Annotated in this window: 22 protein-coding genes; 9 read left to right on the top strand and 13 right to left on the bottom strand. The window is 71.8% G+C overall.

Annotated elements, in window-relative coordinates; all coding sequences use genetic code 11:
* Positions 1 to 10: 10 nt before the first annotated feature.
* The 6 genes from ABT057_RS41960 to ABT057_RS41935 form a co-directional block, all read right to left on the bottom strand.
* Positions 11 to 1,630, bottom strand: a complete 1,620-nt coding sequence (locus ABT057_RS41960; protein WP_352349296.1) for a serine/threonine-protein kinase — start codon at positions 1,628 to 1,630, stop codon at positions 11 to 13.
* A 51-nt stretch (positions 1,631 to 1,681) separates the two neighbouring features.
* A complete protein-coding gene (locus tag ABT057_RS41955; protein ID WP_352349294.1) occupies positions 1,682 to 3,403 on the bottom strand; it encodes a serine/threonine-protein kinase in 1,722 nt (573 codons plus the stop codon).
* A 59-nt stretch (positions 3,404 to 3,462) separates the two neighbouring features.
* Positions 3,463 to 5,301 (bottom strand): serine/threonine-protein kinase, encoded by a 1,839-nt coding sequence (locus ABT057_RS41950; protein WP_352349292.1) that lies wholly within the window; start codon positions 5,299 to 5,301, stop codon positions 3,463 to 3,465.
* Positions 5,302 to 5,427: 126 nt separating this feature from the next.
* Positions 5,428 to 7,971 carry a serine/threonine kinase C-terminal domain-containing protein gene (locus tag ABT057_RS41945; RefSeq protein ID WP_352349290.1) on the bottom strand — a complete coding sequence of 848 codons (2,544 nt, stop codon included), beginning with the start codon at positions 7,969 to 7,971 and terminating at the stop codon, positions 5,428 to 5,430.
* A 166-nt stretch (positions 7,972 to 8,137) separates the two neighbouring features.
* Entirely contained in the window at positions 8,138 to 10,252 is a 2,115-nt protein-coding gene (locus ABT057_RS41940) for a serine/threonine-protein kinase (protein ID WP_352349373.1), read from the bottom strand.
* Between the two features lie 267 nt (positions 10,253 to 10,519).
* Positions 10,520 to 12,226 (bottom strand): glycerol-3-phosphate dehydrogenase/oxidase, encoded by a 1,707-nt coding sequence (locus ABT057_RS41935; protein ID WP_352349288.1) that lies wholly within the window; start codon positions 12,224 to 12,226, stop codon positions 10,520 to 10,522.
* Positions 12,227 to 12,516: 290 nt separating this feature from the next.
* On the opposite strand from ABT057_RS41935, the gene ABT057_RS41930 reads away from it, so the two are divergent.
* Positions 12,517 to 13,725, top strand: a complete 1,209-nt coding sequence (locus ABT057_RS41930; protein WP_352349286.1) for a nucleotide sugar dehydrogenase — start codon at positions 12,517 to 12,519, stop codon at positions 13,723 to 13,725.
* Positions 13,726 to 14,184: 459 nt separating this feature from the next.
* Here ABT057_RS41930 and ABT057_RS41925 read toward each other — a convergent pair whose 3' ends face one another.
* From ABT057_RS41925 to ABT057_RS41910, 4 genes are all read right to left on the bottom strand, one after another.
* A complete protein-coding gene (locus ABT057_RS41925) occupies positions 14,185 to 15,309 on the bottom strand; it encodes a GuaB3 family IMP dehydrogenase-related protein (RefSeq protein ID WP_352349284.1) in 1,125 nt (374 codons plus the stop codon).
* A gap of 105 nt (positions 15,310 to 15,414) precedes the next feature.
* Positions 15,415 to 16,917 carry an IMP dehydrogenase gene (gene guaB / locus ABT057_RS41920; protein WP_352349282.1) on the bottom strand — a complete coding sequence of 501 codons (1,503 nt, stop codon included), beginning with the start codon at positions 16,915 to 16,917 and terminating at the stop codon, positions 15,415 to 15,417.
* 178 nt (positions 16,918 to 17,095) lie between these two features.
* A complete protein-coding gene (locus ABT057_RS41915) occupies positions 17,096 to 17,683 on the bottom strand; it encodes a sigma-70 family RNA polymerase sigma factor (protein ID WP_352349280.1) in 588 nt (195 codons plus the stop codon).
* 543 nt (positions 17,684 to 18,226) lie between these two features.
* On the bottom strand, positions 18,227 to 18,838 hold the full coding sequence (locus ABT057_RS41910; protein ID WP_003948568.1) for a response regulator transcription factor: 612 nt from the start codon (positions 18,836 to 18,838) through the stop codon (positions 18,227 to 18,229).
* Between the two features lie 380 nt (positions 18,839 to 19,218).
* Here ABT057_RS41910 and ABT057_RS41905 point away from each other — a divergent pair, with 380 nt between their 5' ends.
* Entirely contained in the window at positions 19,219 to 19,548 is a 330-nt protein-coding gene (locus ABT057_RS41905) for a WhiB family transcriptional regulator (protein WP_093777510.1), read from the top strand.
* A gap of 49 nt (positions 19,549 to 19,597) precedes the next feature.
* Here ABT057_RS41905 and ABT057_RS41900 read toward each other — a convergent pair whose 3' ends face one another.
* The gene (locus ABT057_RS41900) at positions 19,598 to 20,533 is read right to left on the bottom strand and encodes a LysR family transcriptional regulator (protein ID WP_352349278.1); all 936 of its coding nucleotides are present in this window, start codon (positions 20,531 to 20,533) and stop codon (positions 19,598 to 19,600) included.
* 80 nt (positions 20,534 to 20,613) lie between these two features.
* Between ABT057_RS41900 and ABT057_RS41895 the strand changes: the two genes are divergently transcribed.
* From ABT057_RS41895 to ABT057_RS41885, 3 genes are all read left to right on the top strand, one after another.
* Positions 20,614 to 21,282: an MOSC domain-containing protein gene (locus ABT057_RS41895; protein ID WP_352349276.1), complete on the top strand. Its 669-nt coding sequence runs from the start codon at positions 20,614 to 20,616 to the stop codon at positions 21,280 to 21,282.
* A 127-nt stretch (positions 21,283 to 21,409) separates the two neighbouring features.
* Positions 21,410 to 22,183: an SDR family NAD(P)-dependent oxidoreductase gene (locus ABT057_RS41890; protein WP_352349274.1), complete on the top strand. Its 774-nt coding sequence runs from the start codon at positions 21,410 to 21,412 to the stop codon at positions 22,181 to 22,183.
* A gap of 123 nt (positions 22,184 to 22,306) precedes the next feature.
* Positions 22,307 to 23,014, top strand: coding sequence for an ester cyclase (locus ABT057_RS41885; RefSeq protein WP_352349272.1), 708 nt, complete (start codon positions 22,307 to 22,309; stop codon positions 23,012 to 23,014).
* Between the two features lie 126 nt (positions 23,015 to 23,140).
* Here ABT057_RS41885 and ABT057_RS41880 read toward each other — a convergent pair whose 3' ends face one another.
* On the bottom strand, positions 23,141 to 23,344 hold the full coding sequence (locus tag ABT057_RS41880) for a hypothetical protein (RefSeq protein ID WP_352349270.1): 204 nt from the start codon (positions 23,342 to 23,344) through the stop codon (positions 23,141 to 23,143).
* 163 nt (positions 23,345 to 23,507) lie between these two features.
* Here ABT057_RS41880 and ABT057_RS41875 point away from each other — a divergent pair, with 163 nt between their 5' ends.
* The 4 genes from ABT057_RS41875 (at position 23,508) to ABT057_RS41860 (ending at position 25,910) form a co-directional block, all read left to right on the top strand.
* A complete protein-coding gene (locus ABT057_RS41875; protein ID WP_352349268.1) occupies positions 23,508 to 23,846 on the top strand; it encodes a PadR family transcriptional regulator in 339 nt (112 codons plus the stop codon).
* A gap of 15 nt (positions 23,847 to 23,861) precedes the next feature.
* Complete coding sequence (locus ABT057_RS41870; RefSeq protein ID WP_352349266.1) at positions 23,862 to 24,284, top strand: hypothetical protein; 423 nt, start codon at positions 23,862 to 23,864, stop codon at positions 24,282 to 24,284.
* Positions 24,285 to 24,562: 278 nt separating this feature from the next.
* Positions 24,563 to 25,423 carry a helix-turn-helix domain-containing protein gene (locus ABT057_RS41865; protein ID WP_352349264.1) on the top strand — a complete coding sequence of 287 codons (861 nt, stop codon included), beginning with the start codon at positions 24,563 to 24,565 and terminating at the stop codon, positions 25,421 to 25,423.
* Between the two features lie 46 nt (positions 25,424 to 25,469).
* Entirely contained in the window at positions 25,470 to 25,910 is a 441-nt protein-coding gene (locus ABT057_RS41860; protein ID WP_352349262.1) for a hypothetical protein, read from the top strand.
* A gap of 255 nt (positions 25,911 to 26,165) precedes the next feature.
* Here ABT057_RS41860 and ABT057_RS41855 read toward each other — a convergent pair whose 3' ends face one another.
* Positions 26,166 to 26,300: a DUF397 domain-containing protein gene (locus tag ABT057_RS41855; RefSeq protein ID WP_352349260.1), complete on the bottom strand. Its 135-nt coding sequence runs from the start codon at positions 26,298 to 26,300 to the stop codon at positions 26,166 to 26,168.
* Between the last annotated feature and the right edge of the window lie 377 nt (positions 26,301 to 26,677).

Raw genomic sequence — 26,677 nt, 5'->3', positions numbered from 1 at the left:
GCCGGCCCTCTCAGTCCTTGTCCAGGGCCAGGTTCGCCATCGCCGTACGGGCCACCTCCTGGCCGCGCCGGGTGAAGTCGCCCTTGCCGGGGTAGCCGATCATGAGCTTGTACATGTCGCCGGTACTGGACTTGTAGTACAGGATCCTGAGTTCGCGCGGGCTCGGGTCCTGGCTGTCGTCGGTGGTGTAGAAGACCGTGTTCGCGGCGGCGTCCCGGCCGTGGAACGTCTCGTCGTCGTCGGGCCTCGACCGCACTCCCTTCGGCATGTCGAGCTCGTAGCTGCCGGAGGCCTTGAAGTCCTGGTCGTCGGCGTACATCTCGGCGGTCGCGGAGGCCTTGATCTCCTTGGCCGTGTCCTCCGCCTTCCGCGTCACCAGCAGGACGACCGAGATCGCGCCGCTCGGGTCGGAGTAGGACACCCAGTGGCTCTTGTCCCGCTCCGGGTCGGGAATCTCGCGGACGTAGCTGCCGGGCACCGCGAGCGTCGCGGTGACGTCCTTCTCGTGGTGTTTCCTCCAGCCGTCCGGCAGCGGCCCGGCGAACGGGTCGGCGAGCACCAGGTACGCCGTCACCGCGGCCGCGACGACCACGGCCGACAGCCCGATCCACGCCGTACGGCCGAACCGGCGTCGCACGGCCGGCGTGCCGGCGCCCGTCACCGCCTGCGTCGGCTGCGGCGCCGGAGCCGGCTGCGGCGCGGGCGGGTTCGCGGCGGCCTCCAGCAGCGCCCGCACCCGCGCGGGGCCGGGGCGGCGCGCGGGGTCCTTGTCCAGCAGCCCGCCCACGACCTCGGCGAGCGGGCCCTGCGCGGCGGCGGGCGCGGCGGGCGTGGCGTTGACGACGGACTGGAGGGTGGCCGGCGTGTTGCTGCGGCGGAACGGTGACACGCCCTCGGTCGCCGCGTAGAGCACCACCCCGAGGGACCACAGGTCGGACGCCGGTCCCGGGCGCCGGCCCAGCACCCGCTCGGGGGCGATGTACTCCGGCGAGCCGACGAAACCGCCGGTGTCGGTCAGATTGGTCTCGCCCTCGATCTGGGCGATGCCGAAGTCGGTGAGGACGATCCGGTCGTGGCGGCCGAGGAGGATGTTGTCCGGCTTCACGTCCCGGTGCAGGATGCCCTCCGCGTGCGCGGCCTCGAGCGCGCCCAGTACCTCCAGGCCGACCCGCGCGGCCTCCCGCGGGCCGAGCGTGCCCTCCTGGAGGGCGCTGCCCAGCGACCGGCCGTGGACCAGCTCCATCACGATCCACGGCTGTCCGTCGACGACGGCGACGTCGTGCACGCCCACGACCGCAGGATGGTCCAGCCGGGCCGCCGCCCGCGCCTCGCGCCGCATCCGCTCGAACGCGGTGGCCCGTTCACGTTCGGGAAGGTGGTCCGGCACACGGGGTTCCTTGACGGCGACCTCGCGGTCCATCGCCTCGTCCTTGGCCCGCCACACCGTGCCCATCCCGCCGTGCCCGAGCTTGGCCAGCAGCCGGTAGCGGCCCGCGATCAGCCGCCCGACGCCCGGCTCCGGCGCCTCCGCCCCGGCCTGCGGAGGTACGGCCGCCCGCGGGTTCGGCGGTTGCAGAACATAACTCGTGGTCTCATCGGACTCGTGGCCGACACCCCCGTCGTGACTCATGGGTCCATCCATATCGCGCCAGGCAGGCCGGTATCCACCAGAGAAGTGCAACTACCCTGTCACGAACGTGTCGACGGCGACGTCGAAGTACTCCCGTGCCTCCCGCACCTTGCCGACCGGAGCCGACACCCACACGTCGTACATCCGGCCGCTCTCCTCCCAGCACAGGTCGTAGGTGTGCCGGGGGCCCTCCGCCGCGCTGAAGCCGTTCCAGGTGAACTCCCAGAAGGCGGCGGGGTGCCCGGCGTGCGTGGTGTCGGTGACCGTGCCGTCGTGGTAGCCGGGGTTGGTGTCCGGACCGTTCGCCGCCGCGCTCCGCATCACGGCCGACGGGCCGCCGGGCTCCGGGGCGACGATCTTGATGCCGAGCCGGAAGGTCTGCCCCGGTGACATGTAGAAGACCCGCTCCCCCTGCGGTACGCGCGTGAAGTCGTCCGGCACGGCGAGCGAGAACCCGGCGGGGTCGACGGCCGTGCGATAGCCGGAGGGGGCGGGGGCGTGGTCGGCCGAGGCGGGGTCGGCGGTGCGGCTGGCCGGGAGCGAGGAGGGGGCGGGCGTACCCGGCGCCGTCGCCCTGGGCGAGCCGCTCCCCGAGGACGACCCCGAGGACGACCCGGGCGTCGCCCCCGGCCCCGCCCCGGACGACGGTCCCGACGTCACGCTCGTCGACAGGCGGGTCGTGGGGGTCGTAGGGGCACCGCCCCCGCCGCCGTCCCGGTTCACCAGCAGCGCCGCCGCCGACACGCCGGCCCCGGCCATCGCAGCGACCAGCAGCCCGGCGATCAGCACGCCCCGCGTGGAGCGCTCCCGCGCCGCCTGGGCGGACTCGTCTTCCGGGTCGGACCGTGCGAACCGACCGGGCCGGGCGGGAAGCGCCGGCTGCCGCAGCGGTACGTCGGCCTGGGTCGGCGTGTACCCGGAGGTGACCGGCGGCGGGGTGCGCCCGGTGTCACGGAAGGCACTCAGCATCCGCTCCGCCTCCGCCGCGCCCAGCCGCCGTTCCGGATCCCGCTCGAGCAGCCCCCGCACGACGGGCAGCAGCGGCCCGGCCTGCGGGGGCGTGTTGATCTCGGCGAAGACCACGGCGTGCAGGATGCCGCCCAACGAGTCGCGGCGGAACGGGGACTCGCCGCTCAGCGCGGTGCACAGCAGAGCACCCAGCGACCACAGGTCGGACTCGGGGCCGGTGTGGGCGCCGGACATCCGCTCCGGGGCGGTGTACTCGGGCGAGCCCACGAACGAACCCGTCTCGGTGAGTGTGGTGGCGCCCGCGACCTGCGCGATGCCGAAGTCGGTGAGGACGACCCGGTCGCCGGCGCCCTCGAGCAGGACGTTCGCGGGCTTGATGTCCCGGTGCAGGACCCCGGCGGCGTGTGCCGCGCGCAGGGCGCCGAGCAGGGCGATGCCGATCCGGGCCACCTCGTCCGGGGCGAGCGGGCCGTGCTCGGCGATCCGGTCGGCGAGGGACCCGCCCTCGATCAGCTCCATGACGATGTAGGGGCGTTCGCCGTCCTCGACGACGTCGTGCACGACGATGATGTGCGGGTGGCTCAGCTGGGCGACGGCGCGGGCCTCCCGCAGGGTCCGGTCGCGCCGGCCGCGCGCCTCCTCCTCGGAGAGCGTGTCGTCCTGGGTCAGCTCCTTGACCGCGACACGCCGTCCGAGCAGTTCGTCCGTGGCGCACCACACCACGCCCATGCCGCCACGCCCGAGCCGCGTCTGAAGCCGGTAGCGGTCGGCGATGACCCGGACGGCTTCCCCCTCGGTCCCCATGGGCCCATCATGCCCCACCGGATGGCCCGGCTCCGGGTCGCCGACCGGCCAACCCCCCGTCAGGAGGCGTCGGGTTCCCGCCAGCTCTGCAGCACGGATGTGAACTGTTTGGCGGTCGTCGTCCAGTCCTTCGCGGGCGACGACATGTAGATGACGTACTCCGTGCCGTCGCGCGCGATGTACGTCTCCTCGATCGCCCGGCGCGGCCCGGGGAAGCCGTCCTTCGCGAGCGCGGTCCAGGTGTACTCCCACTCGGAGCCCGGGCGGTCGCGGTAGACGTTCTGTTCCAGGGTGACCGTCCGGTAGTCGACCAGCCGGTGGAGCTGGATCTCCAGATCCTTCTGGTGGTCGTACGGGACGGCGTAATCGGGGCTCTTGTCGATGGCGATGCGTACGAAGTGCAGGCCGCCGTCGGGCGAGTAGTCGACTTGCTGGAGGTCCCCGTCGTTCTGGAAGACGCTCCGCTCCCAGGTCTTGTCGGGGAGCGACAGCCCGAAGCCCAGCTCGTCGGATATCGGCACCCAGGACTCGGGGCCGGTGCCCTGTTCGACGGGCGTGTCGGTGGCACTGGGGCTCGCGCTCGGCGAGGCCGGGCCGGAGGCGGAGGAGGAGGGGGAGCCGGCGGTCTGCCGGCCCTCGTCCCACTTCTGCAGTGCCACCGCCGTGGCCCCGCCGACCAGCGCGGCGACGACGACCGCGAGCACGAGCGTGCGCAGGCGACGGCGGCGCGGAGGCGCCTGTCGGCCGACCGGGCCGACCGGGCCGATGGCGGTCGGGCCGGTGGGGCCGACGGGACCGGCGGCCCCCGGCACGGGCGCCGATCCCGCGGGCGCCATGGGCGCGCCGTACCCCGCTGGTACTCCGGGTCCTACGGGTGGTACTCCGGGTCCTACGGGTCCTACGGGTCCTACGGGTGCGCCGGCTCCCGTGGACGCCCCGGGAGGGTACGCCGTACCCGTACCCCCGGCGTACGAGACCCCCGTGCCCCCGGTGACCCCATTGCCCCCGGTGACCCCGGTCCCGCTCGTCCCCCCGTTCGTTCCGCCGAACTGGGTCGGGACGTAAGCCTGTGCCCCGCTCGGGCGGCGGCCCTCGGCCGCCTCGGCGAGGAGGTGCTCGGCCTCGGCGGTTCCCGGGCGGGTGGCGGGGTCCTTGCGCAGCAGGGCGGTGACGACGGGGCCGAGCGGGCCGGCGTACCGCAGGTCGGCGGCCTCCTCCTCGACGACGGCCTGCATGGTGGTCAGCGGCGAGGTGCGCCGGAACGGCGAGCGCCCCTCCACCGCCGTGTACAGCGTCGCGCCGAGCGCCCACAGGTCGGAGGACGGGCCGGGGTCCTGGCCCCGCACCCGCTCGGGCGCGAGGTAGTCCACGGAGCCGACGACCTCACCGGTCCGCGTGATCGTCGTGTCGCCCTCGATCTGGGCGATGCCGAAGTCGGTGAGCAGGACCCGGCCGTCGTGCGAGAGGAGCACGTTGCCTGGCTTGACGTCACGGTGCAGGACCCCGGCGGAGTGCGCGGCGCGCAGGGCGCGCAGCAGCCACAGGCCGATCCGGGCCGCCTCGGCGGGCTCGATGCGCCCTTCGTCCCTGACCGCGTCGGCCAGCGAACGCCCCTCGACCAGCTCCATCACGATCCACGGCCGGCCGTCGTGCTCCAGCACGTCGTGCACGGTGACCACGGCGGAGTGGTTGATCCGTGCGGCCGCGCGCGCCTCCGCCCGGGTCCGGGCGAGCAGGATCGCCCGGTCGCCCTCCGACACGTAGAGCGCGGCGGTCAGTTCCTTGATGGCGACCGCCCGGTGCAGCAACTCGTCGTGGGCGCGCCATACCCGGCCCATGCCACCACTGCCGATGGAGTCGGCGAGCCGGTAGCGGCCCGCGAGGAGCAGGCCCTGCATCTGATTCACGTTGCCCCGCAATGCTCTTGACAGGGTCAGCGTAAAGAACCGGGCCGCGTCCGGGAAACAAGGGGGGTCCCAAGGTGACAGCACTGTGACGCTTGTCGTTCTGTGTGGTGCGTGTTGTCAGCCGGTGTACTGGTAGGTAGCCGTCGCCTGCTCGTACAGCCGGGTGACCTCGTCGCGTTCGGCCTCGGGGCCGCGGACCTGTACGACGTGGTAGCGGCCGGCGATGAGGATCGCCAGGTTGCGGACGTACAGCTCGCGTCCGCTGTCGGTCCAGGTGAACTGGCCCTCCGCCATGGTCCGGGTGCCCACCGTCGTCGTGCGCAGCCCGGAGGCCGTCGCCCAGCTGGAGTCGCGGTACGGCTCCAGCTCGCGCTCCTTCTCCCGCTGGTAGCTCATCGGGTCACTGCCGTTCGCGGCCGCGCTGTCCCGCCCGGGTACGACGATCAGCTCGAAGTCGCCGTGCGAGTAGACGACCTGGCCGCTCCCGTTCTTCGGTGTGCGGTCCCAGCCGTCGGCAACGGCGATCCGGAAGCCGGCGTCGTCCTTGCGCAGGGTGAAGCCGTCGGCGACCTCGGTGCCGGAGCCGGTCTGCGGCTCGGTGGTCTCCGCGCCCGCGGAGGCGTCCGGCGAGGTCTGGTCGGGCCGGGGCTCGCTGCTCCCCTCGGGCGCCTGGTTGCCGCCCGGCGCGGTGGCCGTCGCGGTGGCACCGGTCGGCTGAGTTGCGCCCGAGCCCGCCGCGTCGTCCTCGCCGGCCTTGGGCAAGAACAGCACGGCGTACGCGACGGCTCCGGCCAGCAGCAGAAGTATCAGCACCAGCAGCGTGCGGCCCAGGCTGCGCGGCGAACCCGTCTCCTGGCGGCCCCGTTTGTGCCGTCCGTGCGTCGCGGGCAGCCCGGCCCGCCGTCGGCGCACCAGTTCGCCCTTGCGGCGCACGATCGGCAGCCGGCGGGGGTCGGTGGGCGGCGCGGCGACGACGTACGTCCCGGCCTCCGGCTCCGGCGCGGACCGCACCAGCGAGCGCAGCCAGCCGCGCAGTTCCTCGAAGTCGAGGCGCTCGGTGGGGTCCTGGCGCAGCAGCGACTCCACGACCGGCCGCAGGGGTCCGCACTCCTCGGCGAAGGCCGGCGGTTCGGCGCACACCAGCTGCACCAGCTCCGCCGTCGACTCCTCCGGGTAGGGCGCGTGTCCCTGTACGGCCCGGAAGAGCAGCGCGCCGAGCGCCCACAGGTCGGTCGCGGGACCGATCGGCGCGGCCAGCTGCCAGTTCTCGTGCACCGGGCCGGCCTGTTCGGGCGCCCAGCGCTCGGTGACGGGGCCGACGACCGCCATCCGTGTCTGGCGGGCCCGCTCGGCGGCGAGTGCGGTGGCGGGCCCGCGACGGGCGGGGCGGCCGGGTGTCCCGGCGGCGACGAGGTCGTCCCAACGGGCCCCGGACCGCGGTTCGCCCTCGCCCGCCCCGGCCGGCTGGGACGGCAGGGGCGTGTGTCCTTGCGGGACCGGGAGGGACGGATGGTGCTGCGCGCCGGCGGAGAAGGGGTTCGGTGCGGGTGCGCCCCGCACGCCGTAGGGGTCGGCGATCTGTCCGGGCGGCCCTGCCGAGGGGGCCGCGGGAGACGGGCCGTACCCGGACGGTGTCACGGTCGTGCCGTCGCCCTCGGCCGGGGTGCGGGCGCCGGGCAGGGCCGCGCGGCCGTTCTGCGCCTCCTGCACCCGGGCGGCCGCGCGGGCGCCCGCCCGGTACGCGGCGATGGCCCCGGCGCGCGCGGCGCGGATGTCCTCCCCGGTCGTCTCGACGGCCGCCCGGCGCGCCACCGCGCCCGGCCCGTCGCCCCCGCCCCCGGCGCCGGTCACCGGCTCACCGGCCGGCTCCGGCAGTCTCCCCGCCGCCCGCGCCTCGATGGCGGCCCGCCGCGCGGCCTCGGGGTCGGCGGCGACGCCCGCCCCGGGCGCCCCCGCCCCGGGCGCGCCGGGCCCGGTGACGGCGGTTCCCGCGGGCGGCACGGGAGCCGTGGGCGGCGGTGTCTCCGTCTCGTCGACCGGCACCGGGTCGTATCCGCAGAGCGCCTCTTCCGCCGCGCCGACCGCGAGGCCGGTCAGCATGATCCGTCCGTCGTCGCAGACGAGGACGGTACGCGCGGTGATGTTGCGGTGCACCCAGCCGTGCGCGTGCAGCACCCGCAGGGCCGTGAGCACGTCGGAGGCGACCTCGGCGGCCCGGTACGGCGTGAGCGGCTTCTCGGCGAGCAGCGCGGCGAGCGGCCGCGCGGCCACGAGTTCACTCACTATCCACAGCGAGCCGCCCTCGGCGAACACGTCGAAGACCTGGTCGAGCCGCGGATGGTCGGGAATGCTCGCGGCGGCCTGCGCCGCCTCGACGGCTCGCCGTACGACGGGATCGGCGGGCCGCCGGGTGCTCCCGCCCGACCGCGCGCCGGGCACCCGCCCGGCACCGAAGCGGTCACGCGCGGTGAACCCCTCGGGCAGCCCTTCCGCGTCGAGCACCTCCGCCTCGACGACCTCGGGCAACGGCACCTGCCGTACCAGGACTTCCTGTCCGCTGTAGGTGTCGAAGGCCCGGCTCTCGGTGAGTTCGTACTCGTCGGAGGGCGGCAGCGGCAGGCGGTAGCGGTCGGCGAGTACCCGTCCCGCATAGTCGTCCACGTTGCCTCCCCCGGCCTTCCGGTCGGTCAAATCCGTTCGTTCCGCGAGCCGTTCCAGCCGTATCCGGCCATGGAGCTGGATGCGTACGGTCCGCAAGCACTCACGATACGTGCCTGAGGCAACTCGCAAAGCGGGGATGCAACATCTCGCGCCCGTACGGCTCCCGCTACTTCTTGGGCGTGAAGGTCTCCGTCAGCGTCTTCCAGGTGCTCGCGCGCAGTTCGCTGCCCCAGGAGGCGGCCGGCGCCGTGTACATCAGCGCGTAGCCCTGGCTGCCGCTCACCACGAACCCGCGGTCGATGGTGCGGTACGCGGTCCCGCCGTCCGTGTAGGTGAACTCCCAGTCGGCCGTGTTCCAGCCGCGGTAGTTCACCGCGGCTATTCGGATCTTCTGGTACTGAGAGCGCGTCATGTAGCGCTCCTGGTTCTTCCAGTCGGCGACGGGGTCGCTCTTGGGCGTGGTCGTCCAGGCGATCAGCAGCTTCTGTCGGCCGGGCCCGGTGAACCGGTCCCCCGCCGAGCTCGACGTCTGGAACTTCCAGCCGGCGGGCAGCCCGATCGAGTACCCCTGACCGCCCTTGTACGTCGTCGTCGCCTCGTCGGCCGCACCGGTGGCGGAGCCGGTGCCGCCGGTGGTGGAGGTGTTGTCGCCCGAGCCGCTGCCGGAGGCCGTGGCCTGCGAGGTCGCCCCGTCCGTACGGGTGCCGCCGCCGGTGTCCTCCTTGGTGTCGGCGCTCGCGCCGGCACTCGCGTCGGCACCGGGGGTGCTGCCGGCGACGGTCCTGGACCCGCCGCTTCCCGAGCCGCCCGCCTTCTCGTCGTCCCCACCGCCGAGGATGAGGGCCAGGATCGTGCCGAGCACCGCGAGCACGACCACCACGGCGATGATCACCAGGGTCCGCTTGGGCACCACGTCGGTCAGCGGCGCCCTGGGCACGGGCCGCGGCGGCAGGTCCGGCGGGGTCATCACGGGCCACCCGGAGCTCCGCCCGCCGGTCGTCCCGCCCGCGGCGGCACCGGCACCCGAACCGGCCCTGGACGACGCCGTGGACGCGGAAGCGGATGCCGAAGCAGGACTCGAGGTGGACGCGGAAACGGAGGGCGACGCGGTCGTGGTCGTGGTCGTGGGCTTGGTCCGGGCCGGGGCCGGGACGGGGGCCATCTTCTTGGTGGCGGGCGCGGCCGCCCGCGCCTCCTCCGTCCCCGCGGATCCGGAAGCCGGCGCGGAACTCCCCGGCCTGGTACGGGAAACGGCCGCCGTGGTGGCGGCACCGGCCGCGACGGCGGCCTTCTTGCGCACGGAACGCAGCGCCCCGCGCAGCCTCTCGCCCGCCTCCCCGGCCGAACTCCCCTTGCCGTCGGGGCCGTCCGGCTGCACCGGGAGGGGCACGACCGTCGTCGCGTCCGCCGGCTCGGCCTCCTTCGGGTCGGGCGCGTGGATCACGGTGTTGAGTTTCGCCCGCGCACCTGCGTCGTCGAGCCGCCGCTCGGGGTCCTTGGTGAGGAGGCCGTAGATGACGTCCCTCAGCGGGCCGGCGTTCTTCGGCTCCTCCAGCGGCTCGGTCATCACCGCGGTGAGGGTCGCGATCGCGGAACCCTTGTCGTAGGGCGGCGAGCCCTCCACCGACGCGTACAGCAGACCGCCGAGCGACCACAGGTCGGCCGCCGGCCCCGGCTTGTGCCCGCGGGCCCGCTCCGGGGAGATGTAGGAGGGGGCGCCGACGAGCATGCCGGTGGAGGTGATGGACGGGTCGCCCTCGACCTGGGCGATGCCGAAGTCGGTGAGCACGACCCGGCCGTCCTCGGAGATCAGCACGTTGGACGGCTTCACGTCCCGGTGCAGGATCCCCTCGCGGTGCGCCGAGCGCAGCACGTCGAGGATCGCGAGACCGACCTCGGCCGCGCGTTTCGGCTCCAGCACGCCGTCCTCACGGATGACCTCGGCGAGCGACTTGCCCTCGACGAGCTCCATCACGATCCACGGCCGGTCGTCCTCCTCGACCACGTCGAAGACCGTCACCGCGCTGTTGTTGCGGATCCTGGCGATGGCCTTGGCCTCGCGCAGGGTCCGGGTGATCAGCCGGCGTTTCTCGTCGTCGTCGATGTTCCCCGGGAACCGCAGCTCCTTGACGGCGACCGTGCGCCCGAGGGTCTCGTCCTCGGCGCGCCACACCGTCCCCATGCCACCGCGGCCGAGTACGCCTCCCAGCCGGTACCGCCCGGCGAGGAGACGTGCGCTCTTGTCCTGACGGGTTTCCCCCGCCCGCTCCGCCTCCGACATGCGTCCCCTCATGCAACCCGCCCTGAAAGAGCCTCCATTGTCCCTCACCCGACAAGTGCCCGACGCCCAGGGTGCCTCTGAGCGCCTCCGGAGCGCACCCAGGGACCGGGGCATTCCGGCCAGAAGGTGCGGCGGAGACCGGCCAGAGCCCGGGAAGACGGCCCTTTCTCCCCGTCAACAACGGGGAGAACCGGTGCAATTCAGGACGCCACGGAGGCCTCGACGAGTGCATCGGCAACTGCCGCTGCAAGTGCCTCGAGGAGTGCCTCAGAGCGGCACGATGTCCGGCGCCCCGAGGCGCGCCGCGTCCGCCGTCAGGTCGTCCGGCTGGAGTTGCGACTCCCGCTCGGCCTCCACCCGCTTCTCGTAGTGCTCGACCTCGCGCTCGATCTGGTCCTTGTCCCAGCCCAGCACCGGCGCCATCAGCTCGGCCGCCTCCCGGGCGCTGCGCGTGCCGCGGTCGAAGGTCTCGATGGAGATGCGGGTGCGCCGGGTCAGCGCGTCGTCCAGGTGGCGGGCTCCCTCGTGGGAGGCGGCGTACACGATCTCGGCGCGCAGATAGTCGTCGGCTGCCTGGAGCGGTTCACCGAGCGAGGGGTCCGAGGCGATGAGGTCGAGGATCTCCTCGGTCATCGCCCCGAAGCGGTTGAGGAGGTGCTCCACCCGCACCACGTGCAGCCCGCTGCGCGCCGCGATCCGCGCCCGGGCGTTCCACAGCGCCCGGTAGCCCTCCGCGCCCAGCAGCGGCACGTCCTCGGTGATGCACTCGGCGACCCGCATGTCGAGCCCGTGCACGGCCTCGTCGACCGCGTCCTTGGCCATCACCCGGTACGTCGTGTACTTGCCGCCCGCCACGACCACCAGGCCGGGCACGGGATGGGCCACGGTGTGTTCGCGCGACAGTTTGCTGGTGGCGTCCGACTCGCCGGCCAGCAGCGGCCGCAGCCCGGCGTACACGCCCTCGACGTCGTCGCGGGTCAGGGGGACCCGAAGTACCGAGTTCACATGCTCCAGCACGTAGTCGATGTCCGCGCTGGAGGCGGCCGGATGGGCCTTGTCGAGGTCCCAGTCGGTGTCGGTGGTGCCGACGATCCAGTGCCGGCCCCAGGGGATGACGAACAGCACGGACTTCTCGGTGCGCAGGATCAGGCCGGTGGAGGAGCTGATGCGGTCACGGGGGACGACGAGGTGGACGCCCTTGGAGGCGCGGACGTGGAACTGGCCGCGCTCGCCCACCATGCCCTGGGTGTCGTCGGTCCACACGCCGGTGGCGTTGACGATCTGCCGGGCACGGATCTCGTACTCGCCGCCGCCCTCGACGTCCTGCACGCGCGCGCCGACGACCCGCTCGCCCTCGCGCAGGAAGGACGTCACCCGGGCCCGGTTGGCCGCCCTCGCGCCGTAGGACACGGCGGTGCGCACCAGGGTGGCGACGAAGCGGGCGTCGTCCATCTGGGCGTCGTAGTACTGCAGGGCGCCGATCAGGGCGTCCCTCCTCAAGGCCGGGGCCACCCGCAGGGCGTGACGGCGGCTCAGATGGCGGTGCACGGGCAGGCCCCGCCCGTGCCCGCGGGCCATGGACATCGCGTCGTAGAGCGCGACGCCCGAACCGGCGTACAGCCGCTCCCAGCCCTTGTGCTGGAGCGGGTACAGGAACGGCACCGGCTTCACGAGATGCGGGGCGAGCCGCTCCAGGAGCAGGCCGCGCTCCTTCAGCGCCTCGCGGACGAGGGCGAAGTCGAGCATCTCCAGATAGCGCAGGCCGCCGTGGATGAGCTTGCTGGATCTGCTCGACGTGCCCGACGCCCAGTCGCGTGCCTCGACGAGGCCGGTGGACAGGCCGCGGGTCACGGCGTCGAGGGCGGTGCCCGCGCCGACCACACCGCCTCCCACGACCAGCACGTCCAGCTCGCGCTCGGCCATGGCCGCCAGTGACTCGGCTCGCTGCGCCGGGCCCAGTGTCGCTGTCCTCACCGCTGCCTCCCGCTGTGCGTCGCGCCGGCCGCACCGTGAGGCGAGGCCCGCTCCGTTCCCCCTGCCCAAAATTCTGACCGGGATGGCCGACATCAGCCACCACTCGCCCCCAGCCTGTGGACAACTCTCACGGAACCGGAGCGGTCGGGCCGGAAAACCCTGATCAACACAACCGATCAATCCCGCATAACGGTCATATTTACTCCTAGTCTGACATTGCGCTCGCCCGTCCTGTCCACAGGGCTTGCGTACCTGTCCCGCTTCGGTTACTGGGAAGGACGGCCCACGCCATGCCCGCAGATCTCGCCGTCATCGGACTCGGCCCGCTCGGCCTGCCCCTGGCCCAGGCCGCCGTGGCCGCCGGCATCCCCACCCTGGGCTACCGCACCGGCCCCGAGGCGGGCTCCCTGAGCCCCGCCGAACTGCGCCGGATGCTCTCGGGGGGCTTCCGGCCCGCCACCGACCCCGCCGAGCTGGGCCGGGTGCGCACCGCCGTCATCTGCGCCCCCACCCCGCGCGGCGTGGACGGCGGACTCGACCTCGGCCAGGTGGAGGCCGCCGCCCGCACGCTCGGCGCGCACCTGCGCCCGCACACCACCGTCCTCCTGGAGTCGCCGGTCTACCCCGGTTCGACGGAGGACTTCCTGCGGCCGATCCTGGAGGAGGAGTCCGGTCTGCGCGCGGGCCGCGACTTCCACCTCGCGTACTCCCCCAGCCGGGTCGACCCCGGCGGCCGCGCCTTCACCCCGGCCACCACCCCTAAGGTCATCGGCGGCCTCACGCCCGCGTGCACCGAGTCGGCCGCCGCCTTCTACGGCCGGCTGACCGAGAAGGTCGTACGCGCGCGTGGCCTCCGGGAAGCCGAGACCGTGCAGCTCCTGGAGACCAACTTCCGGCACGTCAACATGGCCCTCGTCAACGAGATGGCGGTCCTCTGCCACGACCTGCGTGTCGACCTGTGGGACGTCATCCGCTGCGCCGAGACCAAGCCCTTCGGCTTCCACGCCTTCCGCCCCGGCCCCGGCGTCGGCGGCCACTCCGTCCCCCTGGACCGCACCGGCCACCTCGGCGGCCCCCTGCGCATGGTCGAGCTGGCCCAGCAGGTCAACGGCCGTATGCCCCGCTACGTCGTCCAGCGCGCCGCCGCCCTCCTGAACGAACACGGCAAGTCCGCCCGCGGCGCCCGCATCCTGCTCCTCGGTGTCACCTACAAGGCCGACCTCGCCGACCGGCAGAACACCCCCGCGCGCGAGATCGCGATCCGTCTGATGGAGCTCGGCGCCGCCGTCAGCTACCACGACCCGCACGTCCCGTCCTGGAGCGTCCTGGACCGCCCGGTCCCCCGCGCCGACTCCTTCTACGAGGCCGCCGCCGATGCCGACCTCACGATCCTCCTCCAGCAGCACCGCACGTACGACCTCCAGGGCCTGTCGGTGAAGGCCCAGCTGCTGCTGGACACCCGGGGTGCCACACCCACGGGGGCGGCGTATCGGTTGTGAAGGGGGGCGCGTGGGGTCGCCGACCCCTGCGGTTGGTGGCACTCGGCCCTCTGCCCCAGTACGGTGGCAACAGGTGGAGCCCACCGCAGCGGGTACTGCGGCGGGCTCCTGGATGGATCACGGAGTGTCCGCCCCTAGTGTGTGTGGGGGCGGCCGCTCACCATCCGAAAAGGGTGGAGCCCACCGCAGTATGGGCACTGCGGCAGGCTCCTGGATGGATCACGGAGTGTCCGCCCCTAGGTTGTGTGGGGGCGGCCGCTCACCATCCGAAAAGTCGCAAGATCCACCTCCTCTTGAACTGGACCATCCGAAGACGGATCCGGTCCCAGCGGGTGGGCTTGCGATGGCGTCCCACGGGCGCCCCCACCCCGCACCACACGCCCCAGACCCGCCCGGGCACACGAAAGGGGCCGGTCACTCACCCCCGTGAGCGACCGGCCCCTTCCCGCGTCCTGCGGCCTACCGCCGGTGCACCGAGTCCGCCACCGTCACCTCGACCCGCTGGAACTCCTTCAGGTCGCTGTAGCCGGTCGTGGCCATCGCGCGGCGCAGCGCGCCGAAGAGGTTCATGGAGCCGTCGGGCGTGTGCGACGGGCCCGTGAGGACCTCCTCGATGGTGCCGACCGTGCCCAGGTCGACCTTCTTGCCGCGCGGCAGCTCCTCGTTGACCGCCTCCATGCCCCAGTGGTGGCCCCGGCCCGGCGCGTCGGTGGCGCGGGCGAGCGGGGAGCCCATCATCACCGAGTCGGCTCCGCAGGCGATCGCCTTCGGCAGGTCGCCGGACCAGCCGACGCCGCCGTCCGCGATGACGTGGACGTACCGGCCGCCGGACTCGTCCATGTAGTCGCGGCGGGCGGCGGCCACGTCGGCGACCGCCGTCGCCATCGGGACCTGGATGCCCAGCACGTTGCGCGTGGTGTGCGCGGCGCCGCCGCCGAAGCCGACCAGGACGCCCGCCGCGCCGGTGCGCATCAGGTGCAGGGCGGCCGTGTAGGTGGCGCAGCCGCCGACGATCACCGGGACGTCGAGCTCGTAGATGAACTGCTTCAGGTTCAGCGGTTCGTGCGCACCCGAGACGTGCTCCGCCGAGACCGTCGTCCCGCGGATCACGAAGATGTCCACGCCCGCGTCGACCACGGCCTTGGAGAACTGGGCCGTGCGCTGCGGGGAGAGCGCGGCGGCCGTGACCACGCCGGAGTCGCGCACCTCCTTGATGCGCTGGCCGATCAGCTCCTCGCGGATGGGGGCGGCGTAGATCTCCTGGAGGCGGCGGGTCGCGGTGTCCGCGTCGAGGTCGGCGATCTCGTCGAGCAGCGGCTGCGGGTCGTCGTACCGCGTCCACAGGCCTTCGAGGTTCAGCACGCCGAGGCCGCCGAGCTCGCCGATGCGGATCGCGGTGGCCGGGGAGACGACCGAGTCCATGGGGGCGGCCAGGAAGGGCAGCTCGAAGCGGTAGGCGTCGATCTGCCAGGCGATCGAGACCTCCTTCGGGTCGCGCGTACGACGGCTGGGGACGACGGCGATGTCGTCGAAGGCGTACGCCCGGCGGCCGCGCTTGCCGCGCCCGATCTCGATCTCAGTCACGTGTGTGGCCTTTCCCTGATGCGTTCCAGCGTCTTCCAGTATCGCCGACGGGCACGACAAGGGCGGCCCCGGAGTTCCGGGACCGCCCTCGGGAAGCCCGCGCGACTACTGCCTGCTGTAGTTCGGCGCCTCGACCGTCATCTGGATGTCGTGCGGGTGGCTCTCCTTGAGGCCCGCGGAGGTGATCCGGACGAAGCGGCCCTTGGTCTCCATCTCCTCGATGGTGGCGGCGCCGACATAGCCCATGGTCTGGCGCAGACCGCCGACGAGCTGGTGCAGCACGTTGGCGAGGGGGCCGCGGTAGGGCACCTGGCCCTCGATGCCCTCGGGCACGAGCTTGTCGTCGGCCGCGACCTCCGCCTGGAAGTAGCGGTCCTTGGAGTACGACTTCGCCTGGCCGCGGGACTGCATGGCGCCGAGGGAGCCCATGCCGCGGTACGACTTGAACTGCTTGCCGTTGATGAACTGCAGCTCGCCCGGGGACTCCTCACAGCCCGCGAGGAGGCTGCCCAGCATCACCGTGTCGGCGCCGGCGGCGAGCGCCTTGCCGATGTCGCCGGAGTACTGCAGACCGCCGTCGCCGATCAGCGGGATGCCCGCCGGGCGGGCGGCGAGGGAGGCCTCGTAGATGGCGGTGACCTGCGGGACGCCGATGCCGGCGACGACGCGGGTGGTACAGATCGAGCCCGGTCCGACACCGACCTTGATGCCGTCGACACCGGCGTCGATCAGGGCCTGGGCGCCGTCACGGGTGGCGACGTTGCCGCCGATGACGTCGATGCCGACGCTGGACTTGATCTTCGCCATCCAGCTGAGGGCGTTGCTGTTGTGGCCGTGCGAGGTGTCGACGACCAGGAAGTCCACCCCGGCCTCGGCGAGGGCCTGGGCGCGCTCGAGCGCCTCGGGGCTGGCGCCGACGGCGGCGCCGACGATCAGCCGGCCCTCGGCGTCCTTGGCGGCCCGGGGGTACTGCTCGGCCTTGACGAAGTCCTTGACCGTGATGAGGCCCTTGAGGACACCCGCCTCGTCGACCAGCGGAAGCTTCTCGATCTTGTGGCGGCGCAGCAGCTCCATGGCTTCCGTGCCGGAGATGCCGACATGGCCGGTGACCAGCGGCATCGGCGTCATGACCTCGCGCACCCGGCGCGAGCGGTCGCTCTCGAAGGCCATGTCGCGGTTGGTGACGATGCCGAGGAGCTTCTTGTCCCCGTCGACGACCGGGACGCCGCTGATGCGGAACTTGGCGCACAGCGCGTCGGCCTCGGCGAGCGTGGCGTCGGGGTGCACGGTGATGGGGTCGGTGACCATGCCGGACTCGGAGCGCTTCACCAGGTCGACCTGGTTGACCTGGTCCTCGACGGAGAGGTTGCGGTGCAGCACGCCGACGCCGCCCTGGCGGGCCATCGCGATGGCCATGCGGGACTCGGTCACCTTGTCCATGGCCGCCGACAGCAGCGGGATGTTGACCCGGACATTGCGGGAGATGCGGGACGAGGTGTCGACCGCGTTCGGGAGCACCTCGGATGCGCCCGGCAGCAGCAGCACGTCGTCGTAGGTGAGCCCGAGGGTCGCGAATTTGGCGGGCACTCCGTCGACGTTGGCAGTCATGACACCTTCCCCAAATGGCCTTGATCGGTGCGGATGTCCATGCTAACGGGAAGCGCACCTCCCGAATTCCACGCTCAGATTCCACGGTCCGACGTCACTCCGGACTTCGTATGTTCGTACGGAATTCGCGGAGAACGTGTTCACCGAAGGGCCGTTGCCGGGCTCGTCACCGCGCCCCTTACTGCTCGGCGAGCGCCCGCAGCCTGCTCAGCGCCCGGTGCTGGGCCACCCGGACCGCTCCGGGTGACATTCCCAACATCTGGCCGGTCTCCTCGGCGGTGAGGCCCACCGCGATGCGCAGCAGAAGCAGTTCCCGTTGGTTCTCGGGCAGGTTGGCCAGCAGTTTCTTGGCCCACTCGGCGTCGCTGCTGAGCAGGGCGCGCTCCTCGGGGCCGAGGGAGTCGTCCGGGCGCTCCGGCATCTCGTCGGACGGGACCGCCGTGGAGCCGGGATGGCGCATGGCGGCGCGCTGGAGGTCGGCGACCTTGTGGGCGGCGATGGCGAAGACGAAGGCCTCGAAGGGCCTGCCCGTGTCCCGGTAGCGGGGCAGGGCGAGCAGGACCGCGACGCAGACCTCCTGGGCGAGGTCCTCCACGAAGTGGCGCGCGTCGCCGGGGAGCCGGGACAGCCGGGTGCGGCAGTAGCGCAGCGCCAGCGGGTGGACGTGGGCGAGCAGGTCGTGGGTGGCCTGCTCGTCGCCGTCGACCGCGCGATGGACGAGTCCCCCGATCGTCCCCACGGCAGTGACCGCCTCGTCGTCGCGCATCGGTCCATGGTGCACCGCGGCCGAACGGTCCGCCTCGCCGTGCCCGTCGTTGTGCACCGAAGCGTTATGAGCAGGTGCGCCGGAACTCATCCCCTGCGCCCTCCCCTTCCGCTCGACCGAATCGTCCCCGAGAGACTCCACATCTCAAGGATGCGGCATCCGCGACGAAACGAGCAGCGAAGGCCGGACAGGTCCGTGCGCCGACCCCGTCCGCCGCCTGGCGGACGGGGCTCTCCCCCGGACTTCCGACTCCGCCTGATCCCCCGCCTGAGCAGGGCGGTTCCCTCATACCCCCGCTCCTCTTCACTGGCCGGACGACGACCGGCCGACGCCCCCGAAACCGGCCCGATCCGTCGGGCGGTTCAGCACCTGTCCGGGGGACGGGCCCGGGCCCCGGCCCCCAGGGCACGGGCCGCCACGCCACGGACGGACTTCGCGGTGCCGGGCGCGGCCGGGCCCCATCCAGTGCTGTGACCGGACCTTGCCGAGCCGAGCCGACAGGGACGGGCCCTCGCCGGCCGGCTTCGCGCACAGGCGCGGCTCCTAACGGACCAGTCCCCAGCGGAAGCCGAGGGCCACCGCGTGGGCGCGGTCCGAGGCGCCGAGCTTCTTGAACAGGCGCCGGGCGTGCGTCTTCACCGTGTCCTCGGAGAGGAACAGCTCACGGCCGATCTCCGCGTTGGAGCGGCCGTGGCTCATGCCTTCGAGGACCTGGATCTCACGCGCGGTGAGCGTGGGCGCGGCGCCCATCTCGGCGGAGCGCAGCCGGCGGGGGGCCAGCCGCCAGGTCGGGTCGGCGAGCGCCTGCGTGACGGTCGCGCGCAGTTCCGCCCGCGAGGCGTCCTTGTGCAGATAACCGCGGGCACCGGCGGCGACCGCGAGGGCGACGCCGTCCAGGTCCTCGGCGACGGTGAGCATGATGATGCGGGCACCGGGGTCGGCGGACAGCAGCCGCCGTACGGTCTCGACGCCGCCCAGTCCGGGCATGCGCACGTCCATCAGGATGAGGTCCGAGCGGTCGGCGCCCCAGCGGCGGAGGACTTCCTCGCCGTTGGCCGCCGTCGTCACGCGCTCGACGCCGGGCACGGTCGCGACCGCGCGGCGGAGCGCCTCTCGGGCAAGCGGGGAGTCGTCGCAGACGAGGACGGAAGTCATGGCCGCCCTCCGCAGCTGATGCGCGTCACCTTGTGCCTCCAGGCTGGTACGAAATCGTCACCTGTGCGGTCGACCGTCTCGGACGCCTGCCCGAGCGTTTGTGTTTTCAACCGCCACCGCACTCTCAACGACGGTCACTCGAAAGAGTTACGGGGCTGCGTGCATTCTTCGGCACTCTACGTGAGGGTGCGGACACGGTGGAGGCAGCCGCGCGGACCCTCAATCTTTCATCACAACCGGTGCCCCATTTAGCCCCATTTCTTCCCTTTAGCTGGTGTCTGAGGCTAGATTCGCAATGAGTCATATTTTCATCTCCTTAGATCGTAGTTGTACGGTCGTGGACACCGTATCCGCTCAGAACGGCTACAAGGGGTCACACAATGGCAGATTTCTCCCGCCTTCCCGGACCGAACGCGGACCTGTGGGACTGGCAGCTGCTGGCCGCCTGCCGCGGCGTGGACAGTTCGCTCTTCTTCCATCCGGAGGGTGAGCGCGGGGCGGCTCGGAGCGCTCGAGAGAACTCGGCCAAGGAGGTCTGCATGAGGTGCCCGGTCCGCGCGCAGTGCGCGGCTCACGCGCTGGCGGTGCGCGAACCGTACGGCGTGTGGGGCGGGTTGACCGAGGACGAGCGCGAGGAGCTCATGGGCCGGGCGCGCAACCGCCTGGTGACGGCGTCGTCGGGAGCGAGAGACGCCGCTTCGAACACATGAAGGAACGTTTCTGCACACAACGGCGGGCACGCGTGCGTACCCGCCGTTCTCACATGCTCCGCAGCTCTCCCTTGGCCCGCCCCGCCCGCCCGAGCTGCTCCAGCGTCGCCGCCACCGCCGGCACCTGCGCCAGGTCGGGGAGCGTGAGCGCGACGATCTCCCGCCGCACCGCCGGCTCCAGGGTCACCGCGCGCGCTCCGCGGGGCCGTACGGACTCGATGGCGAGCCGGGGCAGGACGGCCACGCCGAGCCCCGCGCCCACCAGGCCGACGACCGCCGGGTAGTCGTCGGTGGCGAAGTCGATACGGGGCGTGAAGCCCGCGCGCTCGCACACCTCGACGAGCTGGCCGCGGCAGCGCGGACACCCCGCGATCCACGACTCGTCGGCGAGTTCGCCGATGGCGACGGACCCCGACGACCCGGCCCGCGCGAGCCGGTGCCGCTCCGGCACGAGGGCGACCAGCCGGTCCGTGAGCAGCGGCCGTACGACCAGGTCGTCCCACTCCTCGGCGCCCCCGGAGCCCGGCACGCGCGCGTAGCGGAAGGCGAGCGCGACGTCGCAGTCGCCGGCCCGCAGCGCCTCCACGGACTCGGGCGGTTCGGCCTCCTCCAGGGAGACCCTCGTGCCGGGGTGCTCGGCGCGCAGGGCGGCGAGAGCGGTCGGAACCAGGGTGGAACTGCCGCTGGGGAAGGAGACCAGACGGACCCGGCCGGCCCGCAGGCCCGCGATGGCGGCGACCTCCTCCTCGGCGGCGGTGAGGCCGGAGAGGATGCCGGCCGCGTGCCGTACGAGGGCCTCGCCGGCCTGGGTCAGGCGCATCTCGCGGCCGCTGCGGACCAGCAGGGGCGTGCCGACGGAGGCCTCCAGGGCCTTCATCTGCTGGCTGACGGCCGGCTGGGTACAGCCCAGTTCACGCCCGGCGGCCGAGAAGGAGCCGGTGGCGGCCACGGCACGCAGCACACGGAGATGACGGGCCTCGATCATCCCCCGAGCATAAGGTCGACTTGGGTACGACGCCGAAAATCGCGTCGACACTTTGACGTCAGGTCCCTTACCGTGCCGCCATGAGGCTTCTGTCAGTCAACCTGGGCAGCCCGAAGAGCGTGCCCTACACCGACCACTCCCAGGGCCTGACCGGTATCGACAAGCGGCCGGTCGAAGGGCCGGTGCGGATCTCGGCGCCCGGCCCGAAGGGCGCGGGCGGCAGCGGGCTGGCCGGGGACACGGTCTGCGAACTGCGCCACCACGGCGGGGACGACCAGGCGGTGTACGCCTTCGCCCGCGAGGACCTCGACGACTGGGAGCGCGAGCTGGGGCGCACGCTGGCTCCCGGCTCGTTCGGCGAGAACCTCACCACCACCGGCCTCGAGGTGTCCGGGGCGCGGATCGGCGAGCGCTGGCGGATCGGGTCCGACGTGGTGCTGGAGGTGACCTCGGGGCGGATACCGTGCCTCACCTTCCAGGGTCACCTGGGCGAGCGGCGGTGGGTCAAGCGGTTCACGGCGAAGGCGGCGACGGGCGCGTACCTGCGGGTGATCGCACCGGGTGAGGTCCGCGCGGGCGACGCGATCGAGATCGTCCACGTGCCGGAGCACGAGGTGACGGCCCGGATGCAGTTCCAGGCGGTCACCACGCACCGCGAACTGCTGCCCCGGCTGCTCGCGGCGGGCGAGGCGCTGCACCCGGAGGCACTGGCGGCGGCCCGGCGGTACGTGGCGCAGCACGGGGGCTGAAACCGCCCTCCGGGGGCGGGTACGGCGCTGAGCTGCTGTCACGGCGACGGTGCGCACATGGTCTTCACCTTCGGGAGGCCGGGTGCGCAGACCGGACGCGCTCGGTCCGGGTCACTAACCTTGCGCCATGACAACGGCTCTCATCACGGGTTCGACCGCGGGCATCGGCGCCGCGTTCGCCCGCAGACTGGCGGCGGACGGGCATGACCTCGTCCTCGTCGCCCGCGACACCGAGCGGCTGCGCGAGCAGGCGACCGAGTTGCACGACCGGCACGGCATCGAGGCGGAGGTGCTCACCGCCGACCTGGCCACGGACGACGGCATCGAGGCGGTGGCCGCGCGGCTGGGCGACCGCAAGAACCCCGTGGACCTGCTGGTCAACAACGCGGGCTTCGGCAACAAGGGCCGCTATCTCGACGTGCCGATGGCGGACGAGCTGAAGATGCTCAGGGTGCACTGCGAGGCGGTGCTGCGGCTGACGTCCGCGGCGGTCACGGTGATGCGGGACCGCGGCCGCGGCGGGGTCGTCAACGTGGCCTCGGTGGCGGCGTTCCTGCCGCGCGGGACGTACGGGGCGTCGAAGGCCTGGGTCGTGCAGTTCACGCAGGGCGCGGCGAGGGACCTGGCCGGCAGCGGCGTCCGCCTGATGGCGCTCTGCCCGGGCTTCGTGCGCACGGAGTTCCACGAGCGGGCCGGGATGGGGACCGACAGCATCCCCGGCTGGATGTGGCTGGACGCGGACAAAGTGGTCGCGGCGGCCCTGGCGGACCTGGCGCGCGGGAAGTCGCTGTCGATCCCCGATCCGCGGTACAAGGCGCTCATGGGGCTGGCGAAGGTGACACCGCGCTCGCTGCTGGGCGGGATCAGCTCGCGGACCGGCCGGAAGTACGGACCTCGATAGGAGCACGCGGGGGCCCGGCCGCAGGGGAACGGGCCTCGGCGGCTCCAAGCAGGTGACGTCGGCGCTCCGGTGGGAAAATGGGGGTGTCAGATACACCGGACCCAGGGGGCCGGAGGCGGCGTCATGACATTCGTACAGCTCATCGACTGCAGGACCAGTCGGTTCGACGAGATGGACCGGCTGATGGACACGTGGGTCGAACAGACCAGGGGAAAGCGGACGGCGACGCACGCGGTGGTCGGCAAGGACCGCTCGGACGGATCGCACTTCATCGAGATCGTGGAGTTCCCGTCGTACGAGGAGGCGATGCGGAACTCGAACCTGCCGGAGACCGACAAGGTCTTCCGTGAGCTGGTCGCCCTGTGCGACGAGATGCCGACGTTCACGGACCTGGACGTCGTACGGGACGAGCAGCTGTACACGACGACCGCGCGGCGGTTCTTCGAGACGGTGGCCATCCGGGGTGACCTGCCGCCGCTGGACTCGCTGATCGCCGAGGACTACCACGACCACGATCCCGCCAACGAGCAGGACACCATGGGGATGGACGCGATACGCCGCGAGGTCGGGATGTGGCGGGCCGGCTTCGACTTCGCCTTCGACGTCGAGGACCAGATCGCCCAGGACGACCGGGTGTGCAACCGGTGGACCTGGCGCGGGACCCACCGGGGCGAGTTCATGGGGATCGCCCCCACCGGCAGGGATGTCGCCATGACCGGGACGACCGTGTTCCGCTTCGACGAGGACGGCAAGATCGCCGAGGCCTGGTGGCAGTACGACCGGCTCGGGCTGATGGCACAGCTGGGAGCGCTGGACGGACTGGAGCGCTGAGGCCCCGACGTCGAAGAACACCCGCACAGGACCGCCCGCGAAGGGAGAAGCCCCCGTTCCGCGACGGAACGGGGGCTTCTTCGCGCCGGGTGTCGTCATCGGCCGCGGTCGTCCGGCGGACCGCCGCTACACCACGGGCGGACCCTGCCAACTGAAGGCACCCCATCCGGCCACCGCCGCGATCAACCACAGCAGCAGCGCCAGGGAAATACGGAGTTGCAGGTGCCGCCCGGCCTTGACGACCAGTCCGGCTCGGTCGAGCCGGAAGTCCCAGGCCGGAGCTTCGCCGTTGTCGCCGCCGTCGCTACCGCCGAACTCCTGCGTGGCCATCTGCCGTTCCTCTCCTCGCGTCCTTCCTCCACCATAACACCACTTAAGTCAATGACCACCTAGGTAGAGAAGAGCCGGGCGGGCACCGCCGCGGACACCGCGGCGGACATCTCTTGAGTCGAGAACCAGCTAAGTGCTTGACAAGTTAGGTAGAGTTAGAGGTATGAGTGGACTCCGAATGACCATGCAGACCCAGCTGGTCCTCAAAGAGCTGCTCCAGAACCCGACGCAGCCTCAGTACGGGCTGACGGTCGGCCAGGCGGTGGGGCTGCAGAGTGGAACCATCCATCCCATCCTGGCCCGACTCGAACGAGCGGGAATACTGGAGAGCTCCTGGGAGGACCCCGACGAGCACGCCGCAGCCACTCCCCCTCGGCCCCGGCGTCGCTACTACCGCTTCACCACCGACGGTGCCGAACAGGCCCGACTCGCCCTGGCCCGCGCCTACAAGAGCAAGCCCTCCGGGACCACCAGTGCGGCGATCCCCGCCACGGACTCCTGATCGGAACCTCCCTTCATGGTGATCATCCTCGCCACCGCCCTGTCCCTCGTGATCGCACTGCTCACGGCCCTGATGGCCCTGGTCGTGCTGACCCTGAAACGCGGAGGGGAATCGACAGCGAGAACCACGGGCCGGCTGCTCGGCCTGCTGCCCGTACGACTGAGCCGCTTCTTCGCCCGGGTGGGCAGACTGGTCATACACGCCTCGCGGCCGCGATCCGGTGCCGCTTCGCTCAACCGGGTCGGCGCGAGGCTGCACATCATCGGGATGGTCCTCCCCAAGGGGGACCAGTGGCGGATCGAAGAGATGATGGAGCACCGCAACACGCTCCGGACGCAAGCGGGGCGCGTACCGCGTTTCCACTACGTGCGCCTCTTCCTGGGAGCGTGCGGGATCCGCTGGGAGGAACGGAGGGACCCCAAGCGGCAGGTCGACTGAGACCCCCCAGGCCGATCCGGGCGAAACCCGTGCAAGGCGAAGCAAGACCCCCACCGTGGTGTGTGGGGGTCTTTGCCTGTTCCCGGGGACCTCTTCCGCCGGACGCCGGAGAGGTCCCTCGAATGTGTTCGCACCCGCCGCCACCTACCTCGCGGCCGTGGACATGTCATTCGGCTACTGGCTGACAGCCCTTGGCATAATGGCTACAGCCGACAGCTATGAGTTGATAGGGCATGTCACAAGAAGTTCAGGGTACGTGCACAGAGGAAGGAGCGGCGATGACACCGTCCATTGATCCCAGTCTCAACCGGCGCAAGCTGCGCATCGCGCTGCGCAAGGCACGCGAGGCGGCCGGACTGCGGCAGCGCGAGGCGGCCGAGCGGGTGGAATGGTCACTGTCGAAACTGATTCGCATCGAGACCGGTGCGGTCAGTATCTCGGTCAGCGACCTGCGTGCACTGATGGAGGTCTACGGAATCACCGACCGCGCGGTGACCGATGAACTGGAGGAAGCGGCCCGGGGAAGCAAGGGACCGAGCTGGTGGTCGAGCTTCCACGATGTCCTCACCCCCCAGTTCGCCCAGTACCTGGGGTACGAGACCGCCGCCGTCCGGCTGCACACCTACCACCCCATCGTGATCCCCGGTCATCTGCAGACCCGCGAGTACGCGAACGCGCTCCTCGCCCCCCGTGACCTCGACCCCGAGCGGATGCGGCGTGTCGTCGAACTGAGGATGATGCGCCAGGGACGGATGTTCGACGGCGAGGAACGGCTCAGCTCCGTGTTCGTCCTCGACGAGGCCGCCGTGCGACGCCAGATCGGAGGGCCCACGGTTCTGGCGGGACAGCTCCAGCAACTGCTGGACCTCGGCGCCCGGCCCGACACGACGATCCGGGTGCTGCCCTTCGAGGCCGGCGCCCACTACAGCACTCTCGGCAGTTTCGTCCTGCTCGGCTTCACGGACGACAAGGACCTGCTGTACCTGGAGCACGCCGCCGGCAGCATGACGGGCGGAGAGGACCTGGAGCTGCTGGAGCGCTACCAGCGGTGCTTCGGGCAGATCACGGACCTGGCGCTGGACGAGTCCGGCTCGCTCGACCTGATCAGCCGCGTCAAGCGGGACCTCGGCATGGGCTAGGCCCACAACACCAACCGCCAGCGGTGGAACCAGGGGGAGGATCGACGTGGCCAGGTCAGTGTGGCGGCAGCGCCTGCGCAAGCCGGCGCTCACCAACGGACGCGAGGGGGACAAGCCCGACTTCACCGACGACGAGTCCAAGGACCGGGCCGACCTGGACGCACCGCCCCTGAAGGACCACGCTCAGGGCACGGACCCGCATGCGCCGGACCAGTCCGACAACGAGATGTACATCGGCTTCCTGGTCGTGGTCGCACTGCCCTTCATAGCGAGCGTCGTGTTTCTGGCGATCCATGCCGACCGGGGGTCGCTGGACCTGCCCTGGGGGCATGTCGCCACGATCGTGTTCGGCCTGCTGCTGGCCGTCTGCCTGACCGGCTTCAGCTGGTGGGCGGCGAACGCATGGCGGCACCGGAAAGACGGCTCTACCGAGAAGCACCCGCCCGCGGAGCGGCAAGACGATCAGGACTCGATGGAGAAGCAGTGACGGACTGACTGCCACGCCACAGGCCGGCACTCACCGAGACGGCGACGAGTACCGCCATCCACAGCGCTCTCTTGACCACGACACTCTCCACGAGCAGGGACGCGGCAGCGGCCGTGGTCGTGGCCACGGCACCGACGACGAGCAGGAAAGCCGCGGCGCCTCCCACGCCCGAGGGCCGACCACTCGCATGCTGCGCTGAAGACGTTTCGATGTCCATAACGGCCCCGCACCTCCTGCCGACGACCTGTAAGAAAGTCATGAGTCCTTCAGCTCTCCCCGTAGAGCGCGGAGGAAGTCGGTCCAGGCGACACCGGTGAAGTGCACCACGGCCGTGACACGTGTCTTGGAGTCGCGCGCGAGCACATGCCCCGCCCGCAGCGCGATCTCCACGCACTCCGTCTCATTGCCACAAGCGCTGCTTCTACGCCATAAGGGTTTCCCCTCATGAACCACCGCAGTCCCCCCGTATCCCCCCGAGCTGCCCGGATGGCGCTCCTAGATGGTAGTGGACGGCCGTCCGCCCCCGCAGACGAGTACCCAAAACCACAGGGTGAACAATCGCCCGCAGTACCCACCACACTACAAAGAGCTACCCTGCGTTAAGGCTAGGGGAAGCCGGTCTCCACACGCCATACGGAATCCGGCCCAATCACCGCCAGATCACAGCCGGGTCACGACTGCGCAGGACGCACCGAGGCCCGGGAACAGGCCGAGCAGCTCGCCAGGACGCTGGCCGCGCTCGCCGCGCTGGGCGACGGACCGACGCT

It is taken from the genome of Streptomyces sp. NPDC002588 (assembly GCF_040295925.1).
Classification (GTDB): Bacteria; Actinomycetota; Actinomycetes; order Streptomycetales; family Streptomycetaceae; genus Streptomyces.
This window is presented reverse-complemented; position numbering and strand designations above follow the sequence as displayed.